This window comes from Streptomyces sp. 4F14 (assembly GCF_048159485.1).
Lineage (GTDB): Bacteria > Actinomycetota > Actinomycetes > Streptomycetales > Streptomycetaceae > Streptomyces.
In genome coordinates, this window is record NZ_JBLRVY010000001.1 from 48,257 (window position 1) to 68,137 (window position 19,881).

Annotated in this window: 19 protein-coding genes; 8 read left to right on the forward strand and 11 right to left on the reverse strand. The window is 72.3% G+C overall.

Annotation, left to right across the window (positions count from 1 at the left end; translation table 11 throughout):
- Nucleotides 1–30: 30 nt before the first annotated feature.
- Complete coding sequence (locus ACLZOT_RS00235; protein WP_416966941.1) at nucleotides 31–1,311, forward strand: MFS transporter; 1,281 nt, start codon at nucleotides 31–33, stop codon at nucleotides 1,309–1,311.
- A 118-nt stretch (nucleotides 1,312–1,429) separates the two neighbouring features.
- Here ACLZOT_RS00235 and ACLZOT_RS00240 read toward each other — a convergent pair whose 3' ends face one another.
- The 3 genes from ACLZOT_RS00240 to ACLZOT_RS00250 all read right to left on the reverse strand — a co-directional run bounded on the left by ACLZOT_RS00240 (nucleotide 1,430) and on the right by ACLZOT_RS00250 (nucleotide 5,861).
- Nucleotides 1,430–1,876, reverse strand: a complete 447-nt coding sequence (locus ACLZOT_RS00240) for a cyclic nucleotide-binding domain-containing protein (RefSeq protein ID WP_416966569.1) — start codon at nucleotides 1,874–1,876, stop codon at nucleotides 1,430–1,432.
- A 304-nt stretch (nucleotides 1,877–2,180) separates the two neighbouring features.
- Nucleotides 2,181–4,415, reverse strand: coding sequence for an FUSC family protein (locus tag ACLZOT_RS00245; RefSeq protein WP_416966942.1), 2,235 nt, complete (start codon nucleotides 4,413–4,415; stop codon nucleotides 2,181–2,183).
- A gap of 93 nt (nucleotides 4,416–4,508) precedes the next feature.
- Nucleotides 4,509–5,861 carry an NAD(P)/FAD-dependent oxidoreductase gene (locus ACLZOT_RS00250; RefSeq protein WP_416966570.1) on the reverse strand — a complete coding sequence of 451 codons (1,353 nt, stop codon included), beginning with the start codon at nucleotides 5,859–5,861 and terminating at the stop codon, nucleotides 4,509–4,511.
- Between the two features lie 241 nt (nucleotides 5,862–6,102).
- Between ACLZOT_RS00250 and ACLZOT_RS00255 the strand changes: the two genes are divergently transcribed.
- Nucleotides 6,103–6,474 carry a PRC-barrel domain containing protein gene (locus ACLZOT_RS00255; protein ID WP_416966571.1) on the forward strand — a complete coding sequence of 124 codons (372 nt, stop codon included), beginning with the start codon at nucleotides 6,103–6,105 and terminating at the stop codon, nucleotides 6,472–6,474.
- A gap of 11 nt (nucleotides 6,475–6,485) precedes the next feature.
- On the opposite strand, the gene ACLZOT_RS00260 is transcribed toward ACLZOT_RS00255, so the two are convergent.
- Complete coding sequence (locus ACLZOT_RS00260) at nucleotides 6,486–8,387, reverse strand: AMP-dependent synthetase/ligase (protein WP_416966572.1); 1,902 nt, start codon at nucleotides 8,385–8,387, stop codon at nucleotides 6,486–6,488.
- Between the two features lie 296 nt (nucleotides 8,388–8,683).
- Here ACLZOT_RS00260 and ACLZOT_RS00265 point away from each other — a divergent pair, with 296 nt between their 5' ends.
- Complete coding sequence (locus tag ACLZOT_RS00265; RefSeq protein ID WP_416966573.1) at nucleotides 8,684–9,142, forward strand: pep a2; 459 nt, start codon at nucleotides 8,684–8,686, stop codon at nucleotides 9,140–9,142.
- Here the strand turns inward: ACLZOT_RS00265 and ACLZOT_RS00270 are convergent.
- Nucleotides 9,139–9,918: a VOC family protein gene (locus tag ACLZOT_RS00270; protein WP_416966574.1), complete on the reverse strand. Its 780-nt coding sequence runs from the start codon at nucleotides 9,916–9,918 to the stop codon at nucleotides 9,139–9,141. The genes ACLZOT_RS00265 and ACLZOT_RS00270 overlap by 4 nt on opposite strands.
- Nucleotides 9,919–10,035: 117 nt before the next feature.
- On the opposite strand from ACLZOT_RS00270, the gene ACLZOT_RS00275 reads away from it, so the two are divergent.
- The 4 genes from ACLZOT_RS00275 to ACLZOT_RS00290 all read left to right on the forward strand — a co-directional run bounded on the left by ACLZOT_RS00275 (nucleotide 10,036) and on the right by ACLZOT_RS00290 (nucleotide 12,890).
- On the forward strand, nucleotides 10,036–10,497 hold the full coding sequence (locus ACLZOT_RS00275; RefSeq protein WP_416966575.1) for a MarR family winged helix-turn-helix transcriptional regulator: 462 nt from the start codon (nucleotides 10,036–10,038) through the stop codon (nucleotides 10,495–10,497).
- A 64-nt stretch (nucleotides 10,498–10,561) separates the two neighbouring features.
- Complete coding sequence (locus ACLZOT_RS00280; RefSeq protein WP_416966576.1) at nucleotides 10,562–11,380, forward strand: ABC transporter ATP-binding protein; 819 nt, start codon at nucleotides 10,562–10,564, stop codon at nucleotides 11,378–11,380.
- Nucleotides 11,340–12,182: an ABC transporter permease gene (locus tag ACLZOT_RS00285; RefSeq protein WP_416966577.1), complete on the forward strand. Its 843-nt coding sequence runs from the start codon at nucleotides 11,340–11,342 to the stop codon at nucleotides 12,180–12,182. The genes ACLZOT_RS00280 and ACLZOT_RS00285 overlap by 41 nt, the downstream gene beginning before the upstream one ends.
- A 177-nt stretch (nucleotides 12,183–12,359) precedes the next feature.
- A complete protein-coding gene (locus ACLZOT_RS00290) occupies nucleotides 12,360–12,890 on the forward strand; it encodes a hypothetical protein (RefSeq protein WP_416966578.1) in 531 nt (176 codons plus the stop codon).
- Nucleotides 12,891–12,935: 45 nt separating this feature from the next.
- Here ACLZOT_RS00290 and hemC read toward each other — a convergent pair whose 3' ends face one another.
- The 6 genes from hemC to ACLZOT_RS00320 form a co-directional block, all read right to left on the reverse strand.
- Nucleotides 12,936–13,871, reverse strand: coding sequence for a hydroxymethylbilane synthase (gene hemC, locus ACLZOT_RS00295; protein ID WP_416966579.1), 936 nt, complete (start codon nucleotides 13,869–13,871; stop codon nucleotides 12,936–12,938).
- A gap of 116 nt (nucleotides 13,872–13,987) precedes the next feature.
- On the reverse strand, nucleotides 13,988–14,764 hold the full coding sequence (locus tag ACLZOT_RS00300; RefSeq protein WP_416966580.1) for an NPP1 family protein: 777 nt from the start codon (nucleotides 14,762–14,764) through the stop codon (nucleotides 13,988–13,990).
- A gap of 130 nt (nucleotides 14,765–14,894) precedes the next feature.
- Nucleotides 14,895–15,596 (reverse strand): response regulator, encoded by a 702-nt coding sequence (locus ACLZOT_RS00305; protein WP_416966581.1) that lies wholly within the window; start codon nucleotides 15,594–15,596, stop codon nucleotides 14,895–14,897.
- Between the two features lie 26 nt (nucleotides 15,597–15,622).
- Nucleotides 15,623–16,816: a sensor histidine kinase gene (locus tag ACLZOT_RS00310; RefSeq protein ID WP_416966582.1), complete on the reverse strand. Its 1,194-nt coding sequence runs from the start codon at nucleotides 16,814–16,816 to the stop codon at nucleotides 15,623–15,625.
- Nucleotides 16,817–16,949: 133 nt separating this feature from the next.
- On the reverse strand, nucleotides 16,950–18,101 hold the full coding sequence (locus tag ACLZOT_RS00315; RefSeq protein WP_416966583.1) for a histidine kinase: 1,152 nt from the start codon (nucleotides 18,099–18,101) through the stop codon (nucleotides 16,950–16,952).
- Between the two features lie 56 nt (nucleotides 18,102–18,157).
- On the reverse strand, nucleotides 18,158–19,198 hold the full coding sequence (locus tag ACLZOT_RS00320; protein WP_416966584.1) for a zinc-dependent alcohol dehydrogenase: 1,041 nt from the start codon (nucleotides 19,196–19,198) through the stop codon (nucleotides 18,158–18,160).
- A 169-nt stretch (nucleotides 19,199–19,367) separates the two neighbouring features.
- Here ACLZOT_RS00320 and ACLZOT_RS00325 point away from each other — a divergent pair, with 169 nt between their 5' ends.
- A complete protein-coding gene (locus ACLZOT_RS00325) occupies nucleotides 19,368–19,868 on the forward strand; it encodes a MarR family winged helix-turn-helix transcriptional regulator (protein WP_416966585.1) in 501 nt (166 codons plus the stop codon).
- Nucleotides 19,869–19,881: the final 13 nt, after the last annotated feature.

Here is a 19,881-nt window from a genome sequence, read left to right on the forward strand (position 1 = left end):
GTGATCCGTGTAACCGGCAAGCAGGTGTGTGTGGAAACGAGCGACGACAGCGCGTCGGTCTCCGAACCGGTGCCGGTGCGCAAGGGGTGGCGGCGGTTCGCGATGGACACGCGGCCGCTCGGGCGGCCCGCGTACCGGCGGCTGTGGTCGTCGACGATCGTCACGGCCGTGGGCAGTCAGCTGACGGCTGTCGCCGTGCCCAAGCAGGTGTACGACATCACCGGGTCTTCGGCCTGGGTGGGGTACGCGAGCCTCGCCGGGCTCGTGCCGATGGTGGTGTTCGCGTTGTGGGGCGGGGCCGTCGCCGATGCCATGGACCGGCGCAGGCTGTTGCTGATCACCAACTCCGGGATCGCCGTCACCTCGCTGTTGTTCTGGGTGCAGGCGTTCGCCGGGATGGACTCCGTCGGCGTGCTGATGGTGCTGCTCGCCGTGCAGCAGGCGTTCTTCGGGCTCAATTCCCCCGCCCGTAACGCGTCCATCGCCCGGCTGGTGCCCCCGGAGGAACTGGCGGCGGCCAACGCGCTGGGGTCGACCGTCATGCAGACCGGGCTCGTCGCCGGGCCCTTGCTGGCGGGGGCGTTGATTCCCGTCGTCGGGTTGCCCGAGCTGTATCTGATCGACGCGGTCGCTCTGTGCGTGACCGTGTGGGCCGTCTACCGGCTGCCCGCGTTGCCGCCGCTCGGTGAGGGGCGCCGGCGGGCCGGCGTGCGGGAGATCGCCGAGGGGTTCCGGTACATCTCGCGGCACAAGGTGCTGCTGCTGTCGTTCCTCGCCGACGTCATCGCGATGGTGTTCGGGATGCCCCGGGCCCTGTTCCCGCAGCTCGCGGCCGAGACGTACGCGCCGTACGGGGAAGGGCTCGCGCTGGGGCTGCTCTTCGCGGCGATTCCCATCGGGGCCGTGCTGGGCGGGTTGTTCTCCGGTACGTTCTCCCGGATCCGGCGGCACGGTGTGATGGTGATCGGCGCGGTGGTCGCCTGGGGTGCCGCCATCGCCCTGGTGGGCGTCAGCCTCAACCTGTGGTTCTCGGTGGCGTTCTTGATCGTCGCAGGGGTCGCGGACATGGTGTCCATGGTGTTCCGGGGCGCGATCCTGCTGTCCGCCGCGACGGACGAGATGCGGGGGAGAATGCAGGGAGTGTTCACGGTGGTGGTCGCCGGAGGACCGCGGCTCGCGGACGTGCTGCACGGGACGGCCGGAGCCGCGTTCGGGCCAAGGGTGGCCGTCACCGGGGGTGGGGTGCTGGTCGTCGTGGTGATGCTGGGACTGGCCGCGGCGATGCCTGCGTTGCGGCGGTATCGCGTTTGATCGCGGGTGGGGCTGATTCGTTGGCGGGTGCGGCTTCGTTGTGGCTGGTCGCGCCCACGCGGCGGAGCCGCACATCGACACAGCCCCGCGCCCCCGGAGAGCACCCCTGCGGGGTGCATCACAGGGTGCCTCTCTTGTGTGCTTCCAACAACCTCCCCCGCGTCAGCTCCAGCCGGTGCGCCAGGATCTCCGCGACCAGTCTCACCAGCGGCAGCCCCAGCGCCGGGTCCTCCTCGCAGAGCCTCAGCACCGGCTCCGCCTGGAACTCGTAGGCCCGCACCGGGCTGAACGCCTCCGCGCCGAAGTCCCACTCGTACGGGGGGAACAGCCAGGACCAGCCGAGGAGGTCGCCGGAGCCGAGGCTCGCGACCGTGACGCGCTGCTGGGAGGTGACCTGCTGGTCGAGGCTCACCGCGCCGGAGCGGATGACCCAGAAGCGGTCGGCGGGGCCGCCGGCCTCGAAGATCCGGGCGTCCTCGGGGAAGGAGACCTCCTCGGCGAGGGCGAGCAGGTGGTCGCGCTGGGGCTGGGCGAGGGCGGTCAGGAGTTTGGTCGCTCTGGTCATGGCGCGGGGCTCCTCGGCGCAGGGCTTCTCAAGGGCTGTTCCCTGCGTCCATTGGAGCGTCTCCGCGCGGCCAGGGCACCTCGGAGGGTGTGAAGAAAGGGGAAAGCCCTGGCTGGACGGGGGAAGCCAGCCAGGGCTGTCACACGGTGATGTCCGGAGGAGCGGTGCTCGACTCCGTGCACCCCGTATGTATGAACCGTAAACCATCGAGGGAGATTTCGCGTAGCCCCAAGCGGGTTGAGTGACCCGTTTCACTTTCATCTTTCCCGAAAACCAGGTCAAGTTCCATGATCTCAAAGGAAGTTCACAGGTTCCGCGAGGCCACCACATCACCCGACTCGGCCTTCACCGTCGCCCCGAGCGGGCGCGCGAGCCCCACCACCGCCTCGTCGAGCCGCTGCAGATGCCGCAGCACGCGGTCCGTCACCCGGCCGTAGCGGGGTGTGCCGTACCGCCCCGGACGCAGCAGCGAGGCGATGCTCGCGCCCGTGCGGACGGCCGCGCTCTCGCCCCGGACGTGCGCGGCGACCGCCCCGATGTTGGCCACGATCCGCTCGCCCGCTCCGCGCAGCCGGGGATCCGCCGCGATGGACGGGTGCGTCGGCAGCAGCTCGGCCGTCGCCGCGAGCGAGCGCGCGTGGTACGCGCACGTCTCCAGCAGCGCCACCACGTACCGCGCCGTGTTCTTGCGGCTGCGCAGCGGCGACACCGGGTGCGTCAGCGGCTGCGTCGCCGCCAGCAGGTCGGCCAGCGCCTGGTCGAGGTCGCGGGCCCGCTCCAGCAGATCGTCCGCCTGCGCCCCGCTGAGCTGGTCCAGAGCGCCGGAGGTGACGTCCGCGAGGTGCTCCAGGACGGACCCGAGGAGGTCGTCGGTACGCCGGTCCGTGTGCACCGGCAGCACCAGCGCCGCCGCGATCACCCCGCAGGCCGCGCCGAGGGCCGTCTCCTCGATGCGCAGGACCAGCACCGAGAGGCTGTAGGTGTGCAGCAGCGTGTACAGGACGCCCAGCGCGGCCGTCACGAAGAACGACATCAGCGTGTACGACAGGGGCGCCGTGTAGAACATCGCGAACACGCAGAGCAGGACCAGCGCGAACGCCGTCCACGTGTGCCGGCCCACCAGCCCCGCCAGCACCAGCCCCGCGGCCACGCCGAGGACCGTACCGAGCAGCCGGCGGTAGCCCTTGACGAGGATCTCACCGGTCGACGCGGTGTTCAGGAAGACGATCCAGCACGTCAGGACCGCCCAGTACCAGCGCTGCGAGGACAGGAACTCGCCGCCCACGATCGCCAGCGACGACCCCACGGCGACCTGGATCGCCGCCCGGGTCGTCGGCCGTTCGAGGCCCGTCTTCTCCGGCTCCTCCTCGGCCTCCAGCGCCGCGTCCTCCGCGTCCAGCTCCTCCCGGGAGCGGGCCGCCTCCGCCGTGTCGTCGGTATCGTCCTGCGGACCGTCCAGCACGATCCTCAGGCCCAGGACCGCGCGGGCCGCCTCCCCGATGCCCCGGAAGACGTCCTGCACCGCCGGCGGCCCGTCCGGGAGGTTCTCCTCGTCGCGGTAGCCGAGCAGGCGGTTGCGCAGGTGCGACCGTGAGGTCCCGGCCGCCTCCGGCTCACGCACGAGCAGCCGCAGCGCCGACAGGTCCCGGCGCAGGGTGTCCCGTGCGGCATCCCGGACCAGGAGCTTCCCGCCCTCGGGGACGGGGGCGCCGGGCAGGTGCAGGGTGAGCGTGTCCGCGCGTTCGGCGCTGCGGGCCGTCAGCAGGAGCAGGCCGAGCCGCTCGGCGGTGATCTCCGCGTCCGCGATCCGGCGCTGGACCAGCCGGGCCGACGCCTCGTCCGGGGTCCCCTCCTCCAGCCGGCTCTGGATCATCAGCGCCGTCTCGTGCAGGCGCGCGGTGCGCTCCCGCAGCCGCTCCAACGCCTTCTCGGCGTTTTCGGGGTTCTCGGGACCGGCGTCCAGCAGCTCCAGCTGGGCGTCCAGGAGCTGCGCGAGGCGGGCGCGGAACGCCCGGCGCAGACGGTGGAAGATACCGGCCGAGGTCTGCGGGACCAGCACGAACCGGGCGACCGCGCTGCACGCGAAGGCCACGGCGACCGTGCCGAGGAACCCGGGCAGGTTCCCGGTCCGCACCCCCACGAACAGCGCCACGAAGTGCGTCTGGAACGCGATCATGCCGAGCGCGTGACCCCGGTCGCCGAACCGCCGCCCGTACACCGCGCCGAAGATCAGCACGACGAAGAACACGTCCCCGACGACCACCAGCGAGTGCAGCAGCGTCGCCAGCGCGACCGACGCGGCGGCCACCGGCAGACCCAGCGCCAGCGTCACCCCCTGCGGACCGCGCCGCTTCTCCTGGATCGCGAACGTCGCCACCATCGCGGTGATCGCCCCCGCGACCAGATGCGAGACGCCCACCCCGAACGGGGCCAGCACGGCGAGCGTCAACGCGATCGCCCCGGTCGTCCTGAGCCCCGCCGCGAGCCGCAACAGCCCCGGATCCGAGGCCGCGCCCCGGTCCCACACCCGCCTGACCACTGTGTTCACGCGGCGTACTTTATGCGGGGCGGGTGGGGAAAAGGGCGGGGGACCGGGGCGGATCTCGCAGGCTGGACGTCCCCCACCCGCTGCTCAGTCCCCCTTCACCTGCCGCGCCACCTGCTCCGGCGTCAGATACGTGTCCGTGTACTCGAAGTCCTTCATCCGCGCCGGCCTGCGGTACTGGAACCCGGTCCGCACGAAATCGTCGCCCGCGACGGCGTTGAGGGTCCAGTTCGTCAGGACCCGCACCTTCGCGACGTTCGTCCGCAGCGCCGACCAGTGGTAACCGCGCGCCACCGCCTGCGCGGGGATGCCCCGCAGCTCGATCCCGAGCGGCTTGGACACCGCGTCCGTCCCGCCGAGGTCGACGACCAGACCCATGTCCTTGTGCTTGTACGGCTTCGCCGGCAGCCCCCGCAGCGTCGCGATGACGTTGTCCGCGACGACCTTGCCCTGCCGCATCGCGTGCTGCGCGGTCGGCGGGCAGATCGCCCCGTCCTCGCCCTTGGCCAGGTCGGGCACGGCCGCCGCGTCCCCGAGGGCGAACACCCCGTCGTGCCCGGGCAGGGACATCTCCGGCGTCACCGCGAGCCGCCCGCGCACCGTCTCCGCGCCGAGCGTCCCGATGAGCGGGCTCGCGGCGACCCCGGCGGTCCAGATCAGCGTGCGCGTCGGGATCACCCGGCCGTCGGTGAAGGTGACCTCCTCGGGGCCCGCCTTCTCGATGGACACGCCGAGCGAGATCTCCACGCCCCGCTTGCGCAGCACCTCCTGCGCGCTCGCCCCGAGCTTGTCACCGAGTTCCGGCATCAACTTCGGCGCGATGTCGATGAGATGCCACTTGATGAGCTTCGGGTCCAGCCGCGGATAGCGCTTGACGGCGTTGCGGGTCAGCAGCTGGAGGCAGGCGGCCGTCTCCGTGCCCGCGTACCCGCCGCCCACGACCACGAACTGGAGCCGGGAGGCCCGCTCGGCGGGGTCGTCACTGGCGTCGGCCAGATCGAGCTGCGCGATGACGTGGTCGCGGACGTACGCGGCCTCGGAGAGCGTCTTCATGCCGATCGCGTGATCGGTGAGCCCCGGGATGTCGAACGTGCGGGTCACACTGCCGGGAGCGAGGACCAGGTAGTCGTACCGCTCGTTCACCAGCTCGCCGGTGATCGTGCGGACCACGCACACCTTCGCCTTGAGGTCCACGCCGATCGCGCCGCCCGGGATGATCCGGGTCCGGTACCTGCTGCTGCGGCGCAGCGACACGGCGATCGACTGCGGGGTGAGCACCCCCGACGCCACCTGCGGAAGCAGCGGCAGATAGAGCTGGTACGCGAACGGCGTCACCAGCGTGATGTCCGCCTCGCCGGGGGACAGCCCCCGTTCCAGCCGCCGGACGCAGCCCACGCCCGCGAAGCCCGCGCCCACCACCAGGATCCTGGGTCGATCCACGTCGACCTCCCTTTCTACGGCACCACACCGATCCCACCGTGCCGGGAGCGCTCGCGCCAGCCGGGAGCGGCAAGTTGACGACCCCGACCCGATAGTCACATTGCGATACCCGCGTCACACGGATCCATGCGTGCCGTACCGCACGCGGACTCACGGCGTCAGGGCGGCTTCGGGCGGGTATGGGGGAGCTGTACGGACGGCGACGGGCGGCCGTCCACGGGGTGAGAGGGAGGGAGCCGTGTTGACCAGCGAGAGAATCTGGGCGTACGCGCCGGAGACCGGCCACACCGAGGGCCGGGCACTGACCGGCTACACCGTGGTCGCGACCGACGGCACCGTCGGCCGTGTGGAACGCGAGGCGGCACCCCAAGGGCTGCGCCACCTCGTCGTCGAGACCGGCCTGTGGGTCTTCGGCCGCAGCGCCGTCGTCCCCGCCGGCACCGTCGCCGGGATCGACGACAGCGGCCGGCGCGTCCTGCTGACGTGCACCCGCGACGAGGTGAAGGCCGCGCCGCGCTTCCGCACCGACAGCGAGACCCGCGACCCGGGCTACCTGGCGACCGTGGGCGCCTACTACCTGCGTCTGACCCCGCGCGGCACCGCGCCCGCCTGAGGCCGTAGGCCCTACCGGAACACGTCGTCCGCGTCGTCCCAGCTCAGCGCCTCCGAGGGGCTGTAGCGGGGGATCGGCGCGCGGGCCTGGTACATCGCCTCGATCTCCGCCGACCAGTGCTCGACGATCGAGTCCCGGCGCAGCTTCATCGACGGCGTCAGCAGACCGCCCGCCTGGTCGAAGGCGCGCGGCAGGATCCGGAAGACGCGGATCGACTCGGAGCGGGAGACGGCGCTGTTGGCGGCGGCGACGGCCCGGCCGATCTCCTCGCGCAGCGCGTTCTCCTCCCGCGCCTCACGGCTCGGCACGTCCCCCTGGAGGGCGAGCCGGGCCCGCCAGTGCGCCAGGAACTGCGGGTCCAGGGTGATGAGCGCGCCGACACAGGGCCGGTTGTCGCCGACCACGACCGCCTGGTGGACCAACGGGTGCATCCGCAGCCGCTGTTCGAGCAGCGTCGGCGAGACGCTCTTGCCGCTGGTCGTGACGATGACGTCCTTCTTGCGGCCGGTGATCGTCAGATAGCCGTCCGAGTCGAGGTGCCCGAGGTCACCGGTGGCCAGCCAGCCGCCGCGCAGCACCGCGCGGGTCGCCGCCTCGTCCCCGACGTACCCCTGGAACACCGAGGGGCCGTTCACCAGGATCTCCCCGTCGTCCGCGACCCGGACGTCCGTACCGGGCAGCGCCCGGCCGACCGTGCCGGACTTCTCCCGGCCCAGCGGCTGCATGGTGATGCCGCCGCCGGTCTCGGTCAGGCCGTAGCCGTCGTGGACGTAGATCCCGATGCCCTCGTAGAACAGGGACAGGTCGCGGTGCAGGGTGGAGCCGCCCGAGGTGGCGCGCGCGACCCGGCCGCCGAGCGCGGCCCGCAGCCGGCGGTAGACGGTGCGGTCGAACACCGCGTGCTGCATCCGCAGGTCGAAGCCGGGACCCGAACCCCGGCCGAGGCGCTGGCGCTCCACCGCCGACGCGAACTCCCGCGCGGTCTGCGCCGCCTTCTCGAACAGGCCGCCCCTGCCGTTCTGCTGAGCCGTGAGCAGGAACCCCTTGTAGATCTTCTCGAACACCGACGGCACCGCGTACAGGTACGTCGGCCGGAAGGTGCGCAGCGCCGCCGAGATCGCCGCCTCGCCCATGTCCGGCTCGTGCCCCATGAGGATCCCGCCGCGGATGCACAGGCCCTGGATCATCAGCCCGTACACGTGCGAGAACGGCAGGAACGCCAGGACGGTGGGCCGCTCGCCCGGCGCCGCGACCGTGTGCCCCCACCCGGCGAGCAGCGTGTCGCAGGGGCTCGCCAGGCCCTGGTGGCTGAGCGCGCAGCCCAGCGGGCGGCCCGAGGTGCCGGACGTGTAGACGATCGCGGCCGTCGAGTCCGGGAACACGATCCGGCGCATCGACTCCACCGTCGTCACCGGCACCGACTCGCCCAGCGCCGCGAGCTGTTCGAGGGCGCCCGCGTCCAACTGCCAGACGTGCCGCAGCCAGTCGAGCCCCGCGCACACCGAACCCACCGTCATCACGGTCGCCTCGTCCTCGACGACCACCCCGACACAGCCCGAGTCCCGCAGGATCCACTCCACCTGGTCCCGCGACGACGTCGGGTACACCGGCACGATCTCCGCGCCCACCGCCCACAGCGCGTAGCTCAGCACCGTCCACTCGTAACGGGTGCGCGCCATCACCGCGACCCGGTGCCCCGGCGAGATCCCCGAGGCGACGAACCCCCGCGCCAGCGCCACCACCTCGTCGCGCAGCCGGGCGGCGCTCACCTCCTCCCACCGGTCCGGGTCGGCCGCCGAGCGCCGCGCGAGCACCGGGCGCCCGGGGGTGCGCAGCGCCGCGTCGAAGACACTGTCGGCGAGCCCTCCGGTCAGCGGTGAGACGGCTGGGGGAGCGACCGGGGCGTCGCGCATGCACTGGCTCCTGATCCGTACGGTCGGTGAAGTCCCAGGCCGGGGCGGTCACCGGGGGCTCGAATCTAGCCCAGCCGCAGGTGGTTGTGACCGCGAACGCACAACGAATCAGCACTGATTGATGACATCGGCACCACTTTTTCCACCTGGTCTTTTCCGCTGGCATAACCCCGGCGATCACGGGTAGCCGAGGTGCTCCTGTTGCACGGATGGAGCAACGCCCCCACCGTGGAAGTGACGCGGGAGCGAACGGCAGTCACGCTCCGTGGAGCACGCTCGGTGAGGAGCCAACGACGATGAAGACCGCCGCTCCCTGCACCTACCACCTCGATGTCGACGTCAGCCCCGAACGGGCCGGACAGGTCCGGCGCATCCTCGCCGCGCACCTGCGGCACTGGGGCCTGGAGACCCTGGTGGAACCCGTCGGGGAGGGCGCCGAGCTGCTGCTCAACGCCATCGACCGGCACGCCGTCGACAAACGCGCGGCGATCGAGATGTGGTGGAACGGCCACCACCTCATCACCGCCGTCGCCGAACACGACCCCCACCTCCGTCCCGACCAGGACCTGCGCGCCTGCCTCACCCGCCTCGCCGCCACCAGCGACGGCTGGGGCTGCTGCGCCACGGCGGGCGGCGCCAAGGTCATCTGGTTCAGCCGCCGCGCCCGCACGGGCAGACACGCCGCGCTGATCCCGGTGCATCCGGCCCCGAGCCTGCGCATGAGCCTGGACCTGCCGAGGGCGGCCCTGGTCTAGCCCTGCCGCTCCACCACGGTGAACTGGGCGCCGTCCGGATCCCGCAGGACCACCTGCTCCGCCGACTTCGTCAGGACGCTCCCGCCGTGCCGCTCGGCCGCTCGCGCGCACGCGGCGACGTCCGGGGCGCGGAAGTGGACCTGCCAGTGCGGCCGTACCGTCGGATCCGGGGCCGCCTCCAGGGCGCCGGACCCGATGCGGGCCACCACCGCGCCCCGGCTGCGGAGCACGACCTCGCCGTCCTCGTAGTGCACCTCGCAGGAGCCGGGCAGGTCCGACGCCCAGTCGAGGACCTCGCCGTAGAAGATCGCCGAGGCGAAGGCGTCCCGGGTGTGCAGGCGGACCAGGGCGGGGGCCGAGCGGCGCCACAGGTCCCAGTCGCCGAACAGCTCGCCCTCCCAGATGCCGAACGCCGCCCCGTCCCGGTCCGCCAGCAGTGCCGCCCGGCCCGGCGGCAGCGACACCGGCCCCACCGCGACCGTGCCGCCCCGCTCCCGGACCCGGCCCACCGCCTCGTCCGCGCCGATCACCGCGAAGTACGGCGTCCACGCCACCGCCATCTGCCACATCGCCGCGACCCCGGCGACCCCGGCCACCGGGACGCCGTCCGCCGAGGCCACCCGGAAGTGGTCGCCCAGGGAGCCCTGGCGCCACTCCCAGCCGAACACGGCACCGTAGAACTCCTGGGTGGCCGCCAGGTCGCGGGTGGTCAGGCTGACCCAGCAGGGCGCCCCGAACACGGAGCGGGTGGTGACGACCTCGGGACGTTGGTTCATGACGATCTCCGGTACGGCGGTCGGGGGAGCAGGTCCAGTGTCGTGCGCACGGAGCGCTGACCGCCTCTTGACTCACCCTTGAGGATGTTACCTCTGCTAAAGAGATAATCTGCTCGTATGGACGACGAGACGTTTCCCCAGGAACTCGCCGACGCGCTCACCGGAGTCCAGCGGCTCCTGCGCCGCAGGCTGCGCGCCGGGCTCACCGTCCCGAGGCTGCGCGGCGGCGAGGCCGAACTCCTGCGGCTCGTCGGCACCCGCCCCGGCATCGGCGTCACCGAGGCCGCCAGGGAGCTGCTCCTCGCCGGGAACTCCGTCTCCACCCTCGTCAACCGGCTCGTGCGGGAGGGCTACCTGATCCGCGAGACCGACCCCGCCGACCGGCGGGCCGCCCGCCTCAGGCTCACCGAGGCCGCCGAGACCCGGCTGCGGGACTGGCGGGCGCGGCGCGCGGAACTCGTCGAACGGGAGGTGGCGCGGCTCGACGCGGGCGACCGGGAGGCGCTGCGGGCCGCGCTGCCGGCGCTGCGGACCCTCGCCGTCCAGCTCCAGCAGGAACCCGGGAACGACAGCGCGTGAAAGGCGCCGGCCCGCCTCCGTACGACGCCCCCCACGACCGCCGACCTCAAGAGGAGGACCCCTCATGACCGACGCCGTCACCTGCACCGGCCTCGCCTACGCCTTCGGGGACACCCGGGCCGTCGACGGCCTCGACCTCACCGTCGGCGAGGGCGAGGTCTTCGGCCTCCTCGGTCCCAACGGCGCGGGCAAGACCACCGCCATCCGCTGCCTCACCACCCTGCTGCCGGTCCCCGCAGGCATGGTCCGCGTCTTCGGCCACGACGCCGCCGGCGACCGCATGGCCGTACGCCGCCTCCTCGGCTACGTCCCCCAGCAGCTGTCCGCCGACGCCGGGCTCACCGGACGCGAGAACGTGTCGCTGTTCGCCCGCGTCTTCGACGTACCCCGCCGCGAGCGGGCCGAGCGGGTCGGGCAGGCGCTGGCCGCCGTCGGGCTCACCGAGGCCGCCGGGCGGCTCGCCAAGACGTACTCCGGCGGCATGGTCCGCCGCCTCGAACTCGCCCAGGCCCTGGTCAGCGCGCCCCGGCTGCTGATCCTCGACGAACCCACCATCGGCCTCGACCCGATCGCCCGCACCGGCGTCTGGGAGCACATCGGCGCCGTCCGCGAGGCCACCGGGATGACGGTCCTCGTCACCACCCACTACATGGACGAGGCCGACCAGTACTGCGACCGCGTCGGCCTCATGGACCACGGCCGCGTCCGCGCGCTCGGCACGCCCCGGGAACTGCGCGAGGGCCTCGCCGCCCGCCGGGGCACCGACACCCTGCCCACCCTGGAGGACGTCTTCCGCGACGTCGCCGGCGGCTTCCTCGACGAGAACCCAGGAGACTTCCGAGATGTCCGCAGCACCCGCCGCACCGCTCAGCGCGTCGGCTGACATATCCCTCCTCGTCAAACCCCCCGCCCCGCGCGCCGGCTGGCGGCTCGTGCCCGCCCGGATCGGCGCGATGTGCGTCGTCGAACTCCAGAAGCTGCGCCACGACCGCACCGAGCTGTACACGCGCGCCGTCCAGCCCGCGCTGTGGCTGCTGATCTTCGGGCAGACCTTCACCCGCATCCGCGCGATCCCCACCGGCGGCATCCCCTACGTCGACTACCTCGCGCCCGGCATCATCGCCCAGTCCGCCATGTTCATCGCGATCTTCTACGGCATCCAGATCATCTGGGAGCGCGACGCGGGCGTCCTCAACAAGCTCCTCGTCACCCCCACCCCGCGCGCCGCCCTCATCACCGGCAAGGCGTTCGCGGCCGGCGTGAAGTCGATGATCCAGGCCGTCGTCGTCATCGTCATCGCCGCACTGCTCGGGGTCGCGCTCACCTGGAACCCGCTCAAGCTGCTCGGCGTCCTCGCGGTCGTCGTCCTCGGGTCCGCGTTCTTCTCCTGCCTGTCCATGACCATCGCCGGGATCGTCCTGAGCCGCGACCGGCTCATGGGCATCGGCCAGGCCATCACCATGCCGCTGTTCTTCGGCTCCAACGCCCTCTACCCGGTCTCCGTGATGCCCGGCTGGCTCCAGGCGGTGAGCGCCTTCAACCCCCTCAGCTACGAAGTGAACGCCCTGCGCGGTCTCCTCATCGGTACGCCGGCCCATCTCGCGGTCGATTTCGGGGTGCTCGCGCTGGCCGCCGCGCTCGGTGTCGCCGCCTCCTCCGCGCTGCTCGGCAGGCTCGCCCGGTGACGTGATGTGCGGCACGTTTGCACAAGGCGTCACCTCGGGCGTTCGCATATTTCTGCTGGGCACGGCTTGATCACCGATCAAAAGGGACGATGTCCCAGGCCACGGCGCATTCCGCTCATTTGACAGTGCACTCGGGCCACGGATAGGACTCAGCCGGTGGACGTCGGGAGGTGGGCCGTGTACGAGCCGAACGTGGTCGGAGACTGGCAGGAGTACGAGGCGTACTCCGGTCTGCGCCTGCGCGTGAACCGGCTGGAGCGCGCGGAACCCCCACGGGGCCGCGACGACGCCGCCGACGGCCTCACGTACTTCAGGCTCCGGGTCGTCGTCGAGAACCGCGGCGAGTCGAAGTACTGCGTCCACCTGGAGGACGGCCAGATCGACGTCCGCCTCGGCCCCGACGGCGAGAGCGCCTTCGTCGACTGGCGCAACTCCCAGTTCGTGGAGGGCTTCGACGTCTACCCCCTGCGCCGCGTCACCGCCGTCCTGCACGCCGCGGGACCCGAGTCCGCCCTTGACCGCATCGACATCCAGGTGCAGCTGCGTGTCGACGACGAGTGGACCGAACGCCGCCTGTGGACCGGCGGGTTGGACCTCTGCGAGGAGCGGGTGGGCGCGGCTCCCTGCGCGGGCCGTGAGGGCGAGCTGTCCCGCCAGGTGAGCAACTACCTGCGGGACCAGACGGAGGCGGGGGACGGGACGTCCTGAGGGCGCTCTCGACCCCGGGGCCCGACCGCCCCGCCCCCGGAGGGCTCAGTGCGGGATGCCGTCGATCAGGTCCCGCGCCCCCTGCCGCAGCAGGGCCACCGCCACGGACGTGCCCAGGGTCGCCGGGTCCAGCGGACCGGCCCACTCGTGGGCGTTCAGGCGGGTCTTGCCGTCGGGGGTGAACACGCAGGCGCGCAGGGAGAGTTCGCCGGTGCGGTCGACCTTGGCGTAACCGGCGATGGGGCTGTTGCAGTGGCCCTGGAGGACGTGCAGGAACATGCGCTCCGCCGTGGCCTCGCGGTGCGTCGCGGGGTCGCCCAGCGCGCTCACCGCGTCGATCAGGTCCGTGTCGCCCTCGCGGCACTGGAGGGCGAGGATGCCCGCGCCGATGGGCGGCATCATCGCCTCGGGCGAGAGGATCTCGCTGATGACGTCGCTGCGGCCGATGCGCTCCAGCCCCGACACCGCAAGCAGCAGCGCGTCGGCCTCGCCCGCCGCCAGCTTCTCCAGCCGCCGGTTCGCGTTGCCCCGGAACGGCACGCACTCCAAGTGCGGGTGGGTCGCGGCCAGTTGGGCGATCCGGCGGACCGAGGACGTCCCGATGCGGGTGCCGTCGGGCAGCTCGTCCAGGGTCAGACCACCGGGGTGGATCAGCGCGTCCCGGACGTCGTCGCGCTTGAGGAACGCCGCGAACACCGTCCCGGCGGGCAGCGGCCGGTCCGCGGGGACGTCCTTCACGCAGTGGACGGCGAGATCGGCCTCCCCGGCGAGCAGCGCGGCGTCGACCTCTTTGGTGAACGCGCCCTTGCCCTCGACCTGGGACAGGTCGCCCATCCACTTGTCACCGGTCGTCTTCACCGGCACGACCTCGGTGCGCGTCCCCGGATACAGGGCGCCCAACTCGGCGCGCACCCGCTCCACTTGGGCCAGCGCCATCGGTGAGTCACGGGAGACGATACGGATCAGTTCGGGTACCGACATGTGAGACACGATAAACCCTGCGGGGCGCCCCACGGACACCGCGGGCCCCTGCCGGGGCGTGCCTCGACCGTCCCCCGAACCCGGTTGGACCCGGATTCGAGGGACGCTCCCACGGCTTACGCGGCGGGGTCGAACGCGATGCCCGAGGGCTTCGCCTTCGTCAGGTGATCGGCGAAGTTCGCGTCCTTGAGGCCGAAGTTGGCGCTGCCGAAGTCGTACGCGCTCAGCTTGTCCCGCAGGCCCGCCGGGTACCCGTTCCAGCCGACCAGCGGCGGGTACTGCCAGGTGTGCTTGTCGTTCTCCGGCGGCTCGTCGTTGCTGTTGGCCAGCCGGAAGCAGTGCGTGCTGATGCCGTCCTTGTGGTAGACGACCTTCGCGTGGGTGCCGTCGAAGCGGACCGAGGACGCCGGACTGACCGTGAACGAGCCGTGGTTGGACGTCGACACGTACTGCACGGCGCCGTTCTGCACCCAGACCACGACGTGCTCCCAGTCGTTGCGGTGCCCGCCGATGCTGCTGTTCGCGAGGGCCTGGTCCTTCTCGAAGTACAGGCCGTACATGTACGCGCACCAGCCGTTGTTGCACTTGTAGCGCGAGTAGCTGTTCGTGTTGTCCAGGTCCGAGGCGTCGTGGCACTCGCCGCTGAGCGAACCCGTCGGGTTCAGACCGCCGTTGACCGTCCCGTCGGGGCCGATCGCCGGGGTCGAGTAGCAGCCGTCGGTGTCGTAGTCGAACGCCGGCAGGTACGTCAGCTCGGCGGCCTCCGCGTTCTGCGGCAGCGCCTTCGGCGGAGCGGCGTACGCGGCCGTGGGGACCGCCAGCACGAGCGCGCCGGCGATCGCCGGCACGGTGAGCCATCTGCGGCGGCGCGACGGGGACTTGGGTGACGACAAGGCGTCCTCCGGAGGGGGGAGAGGGGAGCGCGGGGGGCAGCTCAGCTTCCCCGGTTTTCCCGTCCGGGCCAAGGGGTCATGCACATATCAGAAGTGAAGTACCGGAGAAGTCTTGGCTGCTGGGAGGCGGTCAGAGCCGGTACGCCCGATATTCCGCTTCCGGGGGCGGCGCCGTCACCAGCCCCGACTGGTAGGCCATGACGACCAGCTGGGCCCGGTCACGGGCGCCGAGCTTCGTCATCGCCCGGTGGACGTGGGTGCGCACGGTCAGCGGACTCACGAACAGGCGCTCCGCTATCTCCTCGTTGGAATGCCCCTCCGCGACCCACGCCATCACCTCCCGCTCCCGCGCGGTCAGCCCGCTGAGCGTGTCCGGCGTCGCGAGCCGGGACGCCTCGGCCGGCGAGGACAGGAACCGGGTGATCAGCACCTGCGTGGCCAGCGGCGACAGCAGCCGCTCACCGGAGGCCACCGTACGGATGCCGTCGAGGAGGTCGTCCGCGGTGACGTCCTTGCCGAGGAACCCGCTCGCGCCGGCTCTCAGCGCCCGGGCGACGTACTCGTCGATCTCGAACGTCGTCAGGATCAGCACCCGCGTGTCCGCGAGCGCCGGGTCCGCGCAGATCGCCGTGGTCGCCGCGAGCCCGTCCGCGCCCGGCATCCGGATGTCCATCAGGACCACGTCGGGGCGCAGCTCCCGGGCGAGCTGCTCCGCCTGCGCCCCGTCGGCGGCCTCGCCGACCACCTCCATGTCGGGGCAGGAGGCGACGAGGATGCGGAAGGTGGCCCGCAGCAGGGCCTGGTCGTCGGCGAGGAGCACACGGATGGTCATGGGGGTCCTACCTTTCTCGATGTTCCTTACGGGGCGGGGTCGGGGTACAGCGGCAGCCTGGTCGTGACCTCGAAGCCGCCCTCGGGCCGGTGCCCGGCGTGCAGCGCCCCGCCCATCGACAGGGCGCGCTCCCGCATCCCGATCAGGCCGAAGCCCGGCCCGCCGGCGCCGGGCGGGCAGGCGTGTGCCGGGCCGTCGTCGGTGACCGTGAGGGTGACGTGGTCGCGGCCGTAGCGCAGCCGGACGCGCGCCGCCCGCGCCCCGGCGTGCTTGGTGACGTTCGTCAGCGCCTCCTGGACGATCCGGTACGCCGTCAGGTCCACGCCCGGCGACAGCGGCCGGGCCTCCCCCTCGGCGAGGACCTCGACCTCCAGGCCCGCCGACGCGCACGCCTCGGTGAGCTCCGGGAGCCGGCCGAGACCCGGCGCCGGGGCGAGCGGGGCGTCCGCGTCGCCGGCCTGCCGCAGCAGGCCCACCGTCGCCTTCAGCTCCCGCAGCGCCGACGACGTCGTACCGGCGAGGTCGGTGAGGATGCCCGCCACCTGCTGGGGATGGCTGCGGGCGAGGTGCGCGGCCGTGCCCGCCTGGGCGTTGGCCAGCGCCAGGTGGTGGGCGACGACGTCGTGCAGCTCGCGCGCGATCCGCACCCGCTCCTCCGTGACCCGGTGCAGGGCCTCCTCCTCCCGGCGGCGCTCGGCGAACTCGGCGCGCTGCTGCACGGCCGTCAGGTAGGCGCGGCTGAGCCGGACCGCGCTCCCGAGCGTGACCGGCAGCAGCAGCCAGGCCGCCGGGCTGACGATCTTCATCGCCCACGGGTGCGGCACCGGGTCGAGGAACAGCGCCGACAGCATGACCAGCGTCAGCGAGGCGGCGTACCAGCGGCGGACCGTGCGGCGCCGGGTGAGGCTGCCCAGCCGGTACAGGGCGAGCATCAGCGGGGCCAGCAGTAAAGGGGTGAGGAGATGGCCGAGCGCGCTGCCGCCCGCGACACAGACGGCGGTGAGCGCCGTCGCCGTCCGCGGGCGGGTGCGCTGCCACAGCAGGAGCGCGACGCAGGCCACCGTCCCGAAGGCGATGGTCGGCAGCGTCTCGTCGGGCTGCTCGGCGCTCGGCATGGTGATCTCGCTGCCGAAGAGGAACGCGGCGAACAGCAGCACGGCCGACATCGTGTCGATGGTGCGGGCGTGCTCGTCGGCGTAACGCTGCCACTGCGTGCTCATGCGCGGACCGGCTCCTTCGGTTGCGGTACGGCCCCAGCCTGGCCGGGAGGGGACCCTCGGGGCGTCGTCCCCGCGTCGGCGATCGGGCGTACGGAGAACGCAGTACGCGAGACCCCCGCGTACACCGGTCCGATCACCACACGCACGGCAGCTCCGCCGTCACCACCGTCGGACCGCCGACCGGACTGGCGACCGCGATCGTCCCGTCCAGCGCCGCGACCCTGCGGCGCATCCCGGTCAGCCCCGACCCCGCGTGATCGTCCGCGCCGCCCTTCCCCGCGTCGCGGACCTCCACCCGCAGCCCCCGCCGCGTGCGCGTCAGCGCCACCTCGGCCTGGTCGGCGCCGCTGTGCTTGGCGACGTTCGTCAGCGCCTCGGCGACCACGAAGTACGCCGCCGCCTCCACCGCCGCCGGCGGCCGCACCGCCTCGTCCAGACCGTCGGCCCGCACCTCGACCGTCAGCCCGCTGCTCCCCGCGAGCGCCCGCACGGCCCCCACCAGACCCCGGTCCGTGAGGATCGGCGGATGGATGCCCCGCACCACGTGCCGCAGCTCTGCAAGGGCCTCCTCCGCCTGCCCCAGCGCGTCGTCCAGCAGCTTGCGCGCCCGCTCCGGATCGGCCTCGTACGCCCGCTGCGCGAGCCCGATCCGCATCGACAGGGCCACCAGGCGGGCCTGCGCCCCGTCGTGCAGGTCCCGTTCGATACGGCGCAGCTCGGCGCCGTGCGCGGCGACCGCGTCGGCCCGTGTCGTCGTCAGCTCCTCGACCCGCGCCTGGAGGAGGGCTTCCGGCGAGGGCCGCAGCAGCGTCGCCGACCAGCCCGCCTCCAGGTCGGCCAGCTTCGTGATCAGCGGCAGCACCACGGCACGCTGCCGCAGCACCCCGCACCACACGCCGTCCACGACCAGCCCGACCGGCCACAGCGGGATCATCAGCAGCGTCATCCAGCCGTACGCGTACTGGGCGACCAGCCACAGCAGGTCCTTGCCGGTGCCCGGATCCCGTACGGCGATCTTGATCCGGTCCGGCAGCGGGCCCTTGACCGGGCGGTACGCCTCCGGGATCGGCCGCCCCGTCCACCTCGCCGTCAGCGTCCGCTTGGCGCCCGCGATCCGCCGGATGATCAGCACCGTCTCCGGCAGCATCCAGATGCCGATCACCGCCACGACGCACACGGCCGTGATCAGCAGGACGGTGATGAAGATGTACGACAGGAACGCCACGACCGCGGCGAGAGCGAGGTGGGCCGAGGCGCGGGCGGCCTGGCGGAGGGTCGCGAGCATGGGGGGTCCTGGGGGAGCGGGAGGGGGAGGGGTGCGCGCGGGGGCCGTACGGGCGGTCAGTCGTCCAGCGTGACGACGATCTTCTCGGCCGCGCCCGGCGACAGCGCCAGCTCGAAGGCGCGGCTCGCCTCCGAGAACGGGATCGTGTGGCTGATCAGCTTCGCGAACCGGTCCTGGTGCTCGACGAGTTCGGGCGTCACCTCGAAGATCTCGGTGGGGTAGCCCTGGGACGGGACGAGGATCATCTCGCTGCGGAGCATGCCGCCGAGGTCGATCTCGCCCTTCTTCTGTACGGCGACCATGACGAGCTTCGCGTGCCACTTGGCGTTGCCGACGACCGTGTTGAACACGGCGGGGGCGCCGGCCGCGTCCAGGTAGATGTCCGTGCCGGGGCGGGGCTGGCCCAGCGCGTTCGCGGCCTGGCCGTGCAGTTCCGTCAGGCGCGCGGTGACGTCCTCCTCCGCCGAGTTGATGACGGCGTCCGCGCCCACGGCCAGTGCCTTCTCCAGCCGGGAGGGGATGACGTCGGCGACGACGACGTGCTTGACGCCGCGCAGCTTGAACCAGATCGCCGCGCCCAGGCCGATGGGGCCCGCGCCGAAGACGACGACCTTGTCCTCGGGGCCCGCCTCGGAGCGGTTGACCGCGTGCCGGGCGACCGCCATCGGCTCGTTGAGGGAGGCGACGTGGAAGGGGACGGTGTCCGGGAAGACGGCGACGCTCCTGCCGACCTCGGCGTTCTCGACGAGCAGGTACTCGCTCATGCCGCCGAACCTCCCGCCGCAGCCGATGATGCCGGTCGGGGCGTCCTGCGGGTTCACCACGACGCGGTCGCCCGCCTTGAGGCCGGTGACCTCGGCGCCGACCTGGACCACCTCGCCGGCCGGTTCGTGGCCCAGCGCCACGGGGACCAGGTCGCCGCCCAGGTGGGCCCGCGCCGGCATGCCGCCCATGTGCAGGAACGTGACGTCGGTGCCGCAGATGCCGCAGGCGCGGATGCGTACGAGCGCGTCCTTCGGGCCGGGCTCGGGGAGGTCGACGTCCACCGTCTCGACCTGGTGCACTCCGGCGGTACGGACGGACTTCATGGTGCTCATCGCGGGGCCTTTCGTCGCTCGGTATTGCTTGAGTTAGGCAAGCATATGCGAGTTACTTGAGTCAAGCAAATGATTGCCGGGCCGGGCATGTCCTGCGTATGCAGTACGGGAACGGAAACGGTGGCCGTAAGTTACTTGAGTTAGGCAACAATCTGGTAAAGTGGTCCGCATGTCGACCGAACCGCTCCCCGCCTCCGCCTCCCCCGAGGTCATCGAGATCGAGCGGGCGCTCACCCGCATCACCTACCTGAGCACCCGTGCCCGCCAGCACGACCGGCTGATGGCCGTCGCGGGCGTCCCCCTCGACCGCGCGGCCGTCGCCCTGCTGCGTCAGGTCGCCGACTCCGACCCGCTGCGCCCCGGCGAACTGGCCCAGCGGCTCGGCGTCGAGGCGTCCCACGTCACGCGGACCGTCCAGCAGCTCCAGAAGTCCGGGTACGTCACCCGCGTCCCCGACCCGCAGGACGGCCGGGCGCAGCGCATCCAGCTCACCGAGGACGGGGAGCGCGCCGTCGGGCGGATCCGCGCGGCGAGCCAGCGCGGGATGCAGCTCGCGCTCCAGGAGTGGACGCCGCAGGAGCTGGAACAGCTCGCCGGACTCTTCCACCGGATGGTCGACGACTTCCTCAAGTACTCGGTGGAAGAGGACACCGAACCCGCGACGGCCTGACCGGAAGCGGTCA

Bases quoted from the DNA above. Each gene is read 5' to 3' on its own strand.
- ACLZOT_RS00240 (WP_416966569.1), bottom strand. From the start codon at position 1,876: ATGACCAGAGCGACCAAACTCCTGACCGCCCTCGCCCAGCCCCAGCGC.
- ACLZOT_RS00260 (WP_416966572.1), bottom strand. From the start codon at position 8,387: ATGCGCGACGCCCCGGTCGCTCCCCCAGCCGTCTCACCGCTGACCGGA.
- ACLZOT_RS00265 (WP_416966573.1), top strand. From the start codon at position 8,684: ATGAAGACCGCCGCTCCCTGCACCTACCACCTCGATGTCGACGTCAGC.
- ACLZOT_RS00270 (WP_416966574.1), bottom strand. From the start codon at position 9,918: ATGAACCAACGTCCCGAGGTCGTCACCACCCGCTCCGTGTTCGGGGCG.
- ACLZOT_RS00275 (WP_416966575.1), top strand. From the start codon at position 10,036: ATGGACGACGAGACGTTTCCCCAGGAACTCGCCGACGCGCTCACCGGA.
- ACLZOT_RS00280 (WP_416966576.1), top strand. From the start codon at position 10,562: ATGACCGACGCCGTCACCTGCACCGGCCTCGCCTACGCCTTCGGGGAC.
- ACLZOT_RS00285 (WP_416966577.1), top strand. From the start codon at position 11,340: ATGTCCGCAGCACCCGCCGCACCGCTCAGCGCGTCGGCTGACATATCC.
- hemC (WP_416966579.1), bottom strand. From the start codon at position 13,871: ATGTCGGTACCCGAACTGATCCGTATCGTCTCCCGTGACTCACCGATG.
- ACLZOT_RS00305 (WP_416966581.1), bottom strand. From the start codon at position 15,596: ATGACCATCCGTGTGCTCCTCGCCGACGACCAGGCCCTGCTGCGGGCC.
- ACLZOT_RS00310 (WP_416966582.1), bottom strand. From the start codon at position 16,816: ATGAGCACGCAGTGGCAGCGTTACGCCGACGAGCACGCCCGCACCATC.
- ACLZOT_RS00315 (WP_416966583.1), bottom strand. From the start codon at position 18,101: ATGCTCGCGACCCTCCGCCAGGCCGCCCGCGCCTCGGCCCACCTCGCT.
- ACLZOT_RS00320 (WP_416966584.1), bottom strand. From the start codon at position 19,198: ATGAGCACCATGAAGTCCGTCCGTACCGCCGGAGTGCACCAGGTCGAG.
- ACLZOT_RS00325 (WP_416966585.1), top strand. From the start codon at position 19,368: ATGTCGACCGAACCGCTCCCCGCCTCCGCCTCCCCCGAGGTCATCGAG.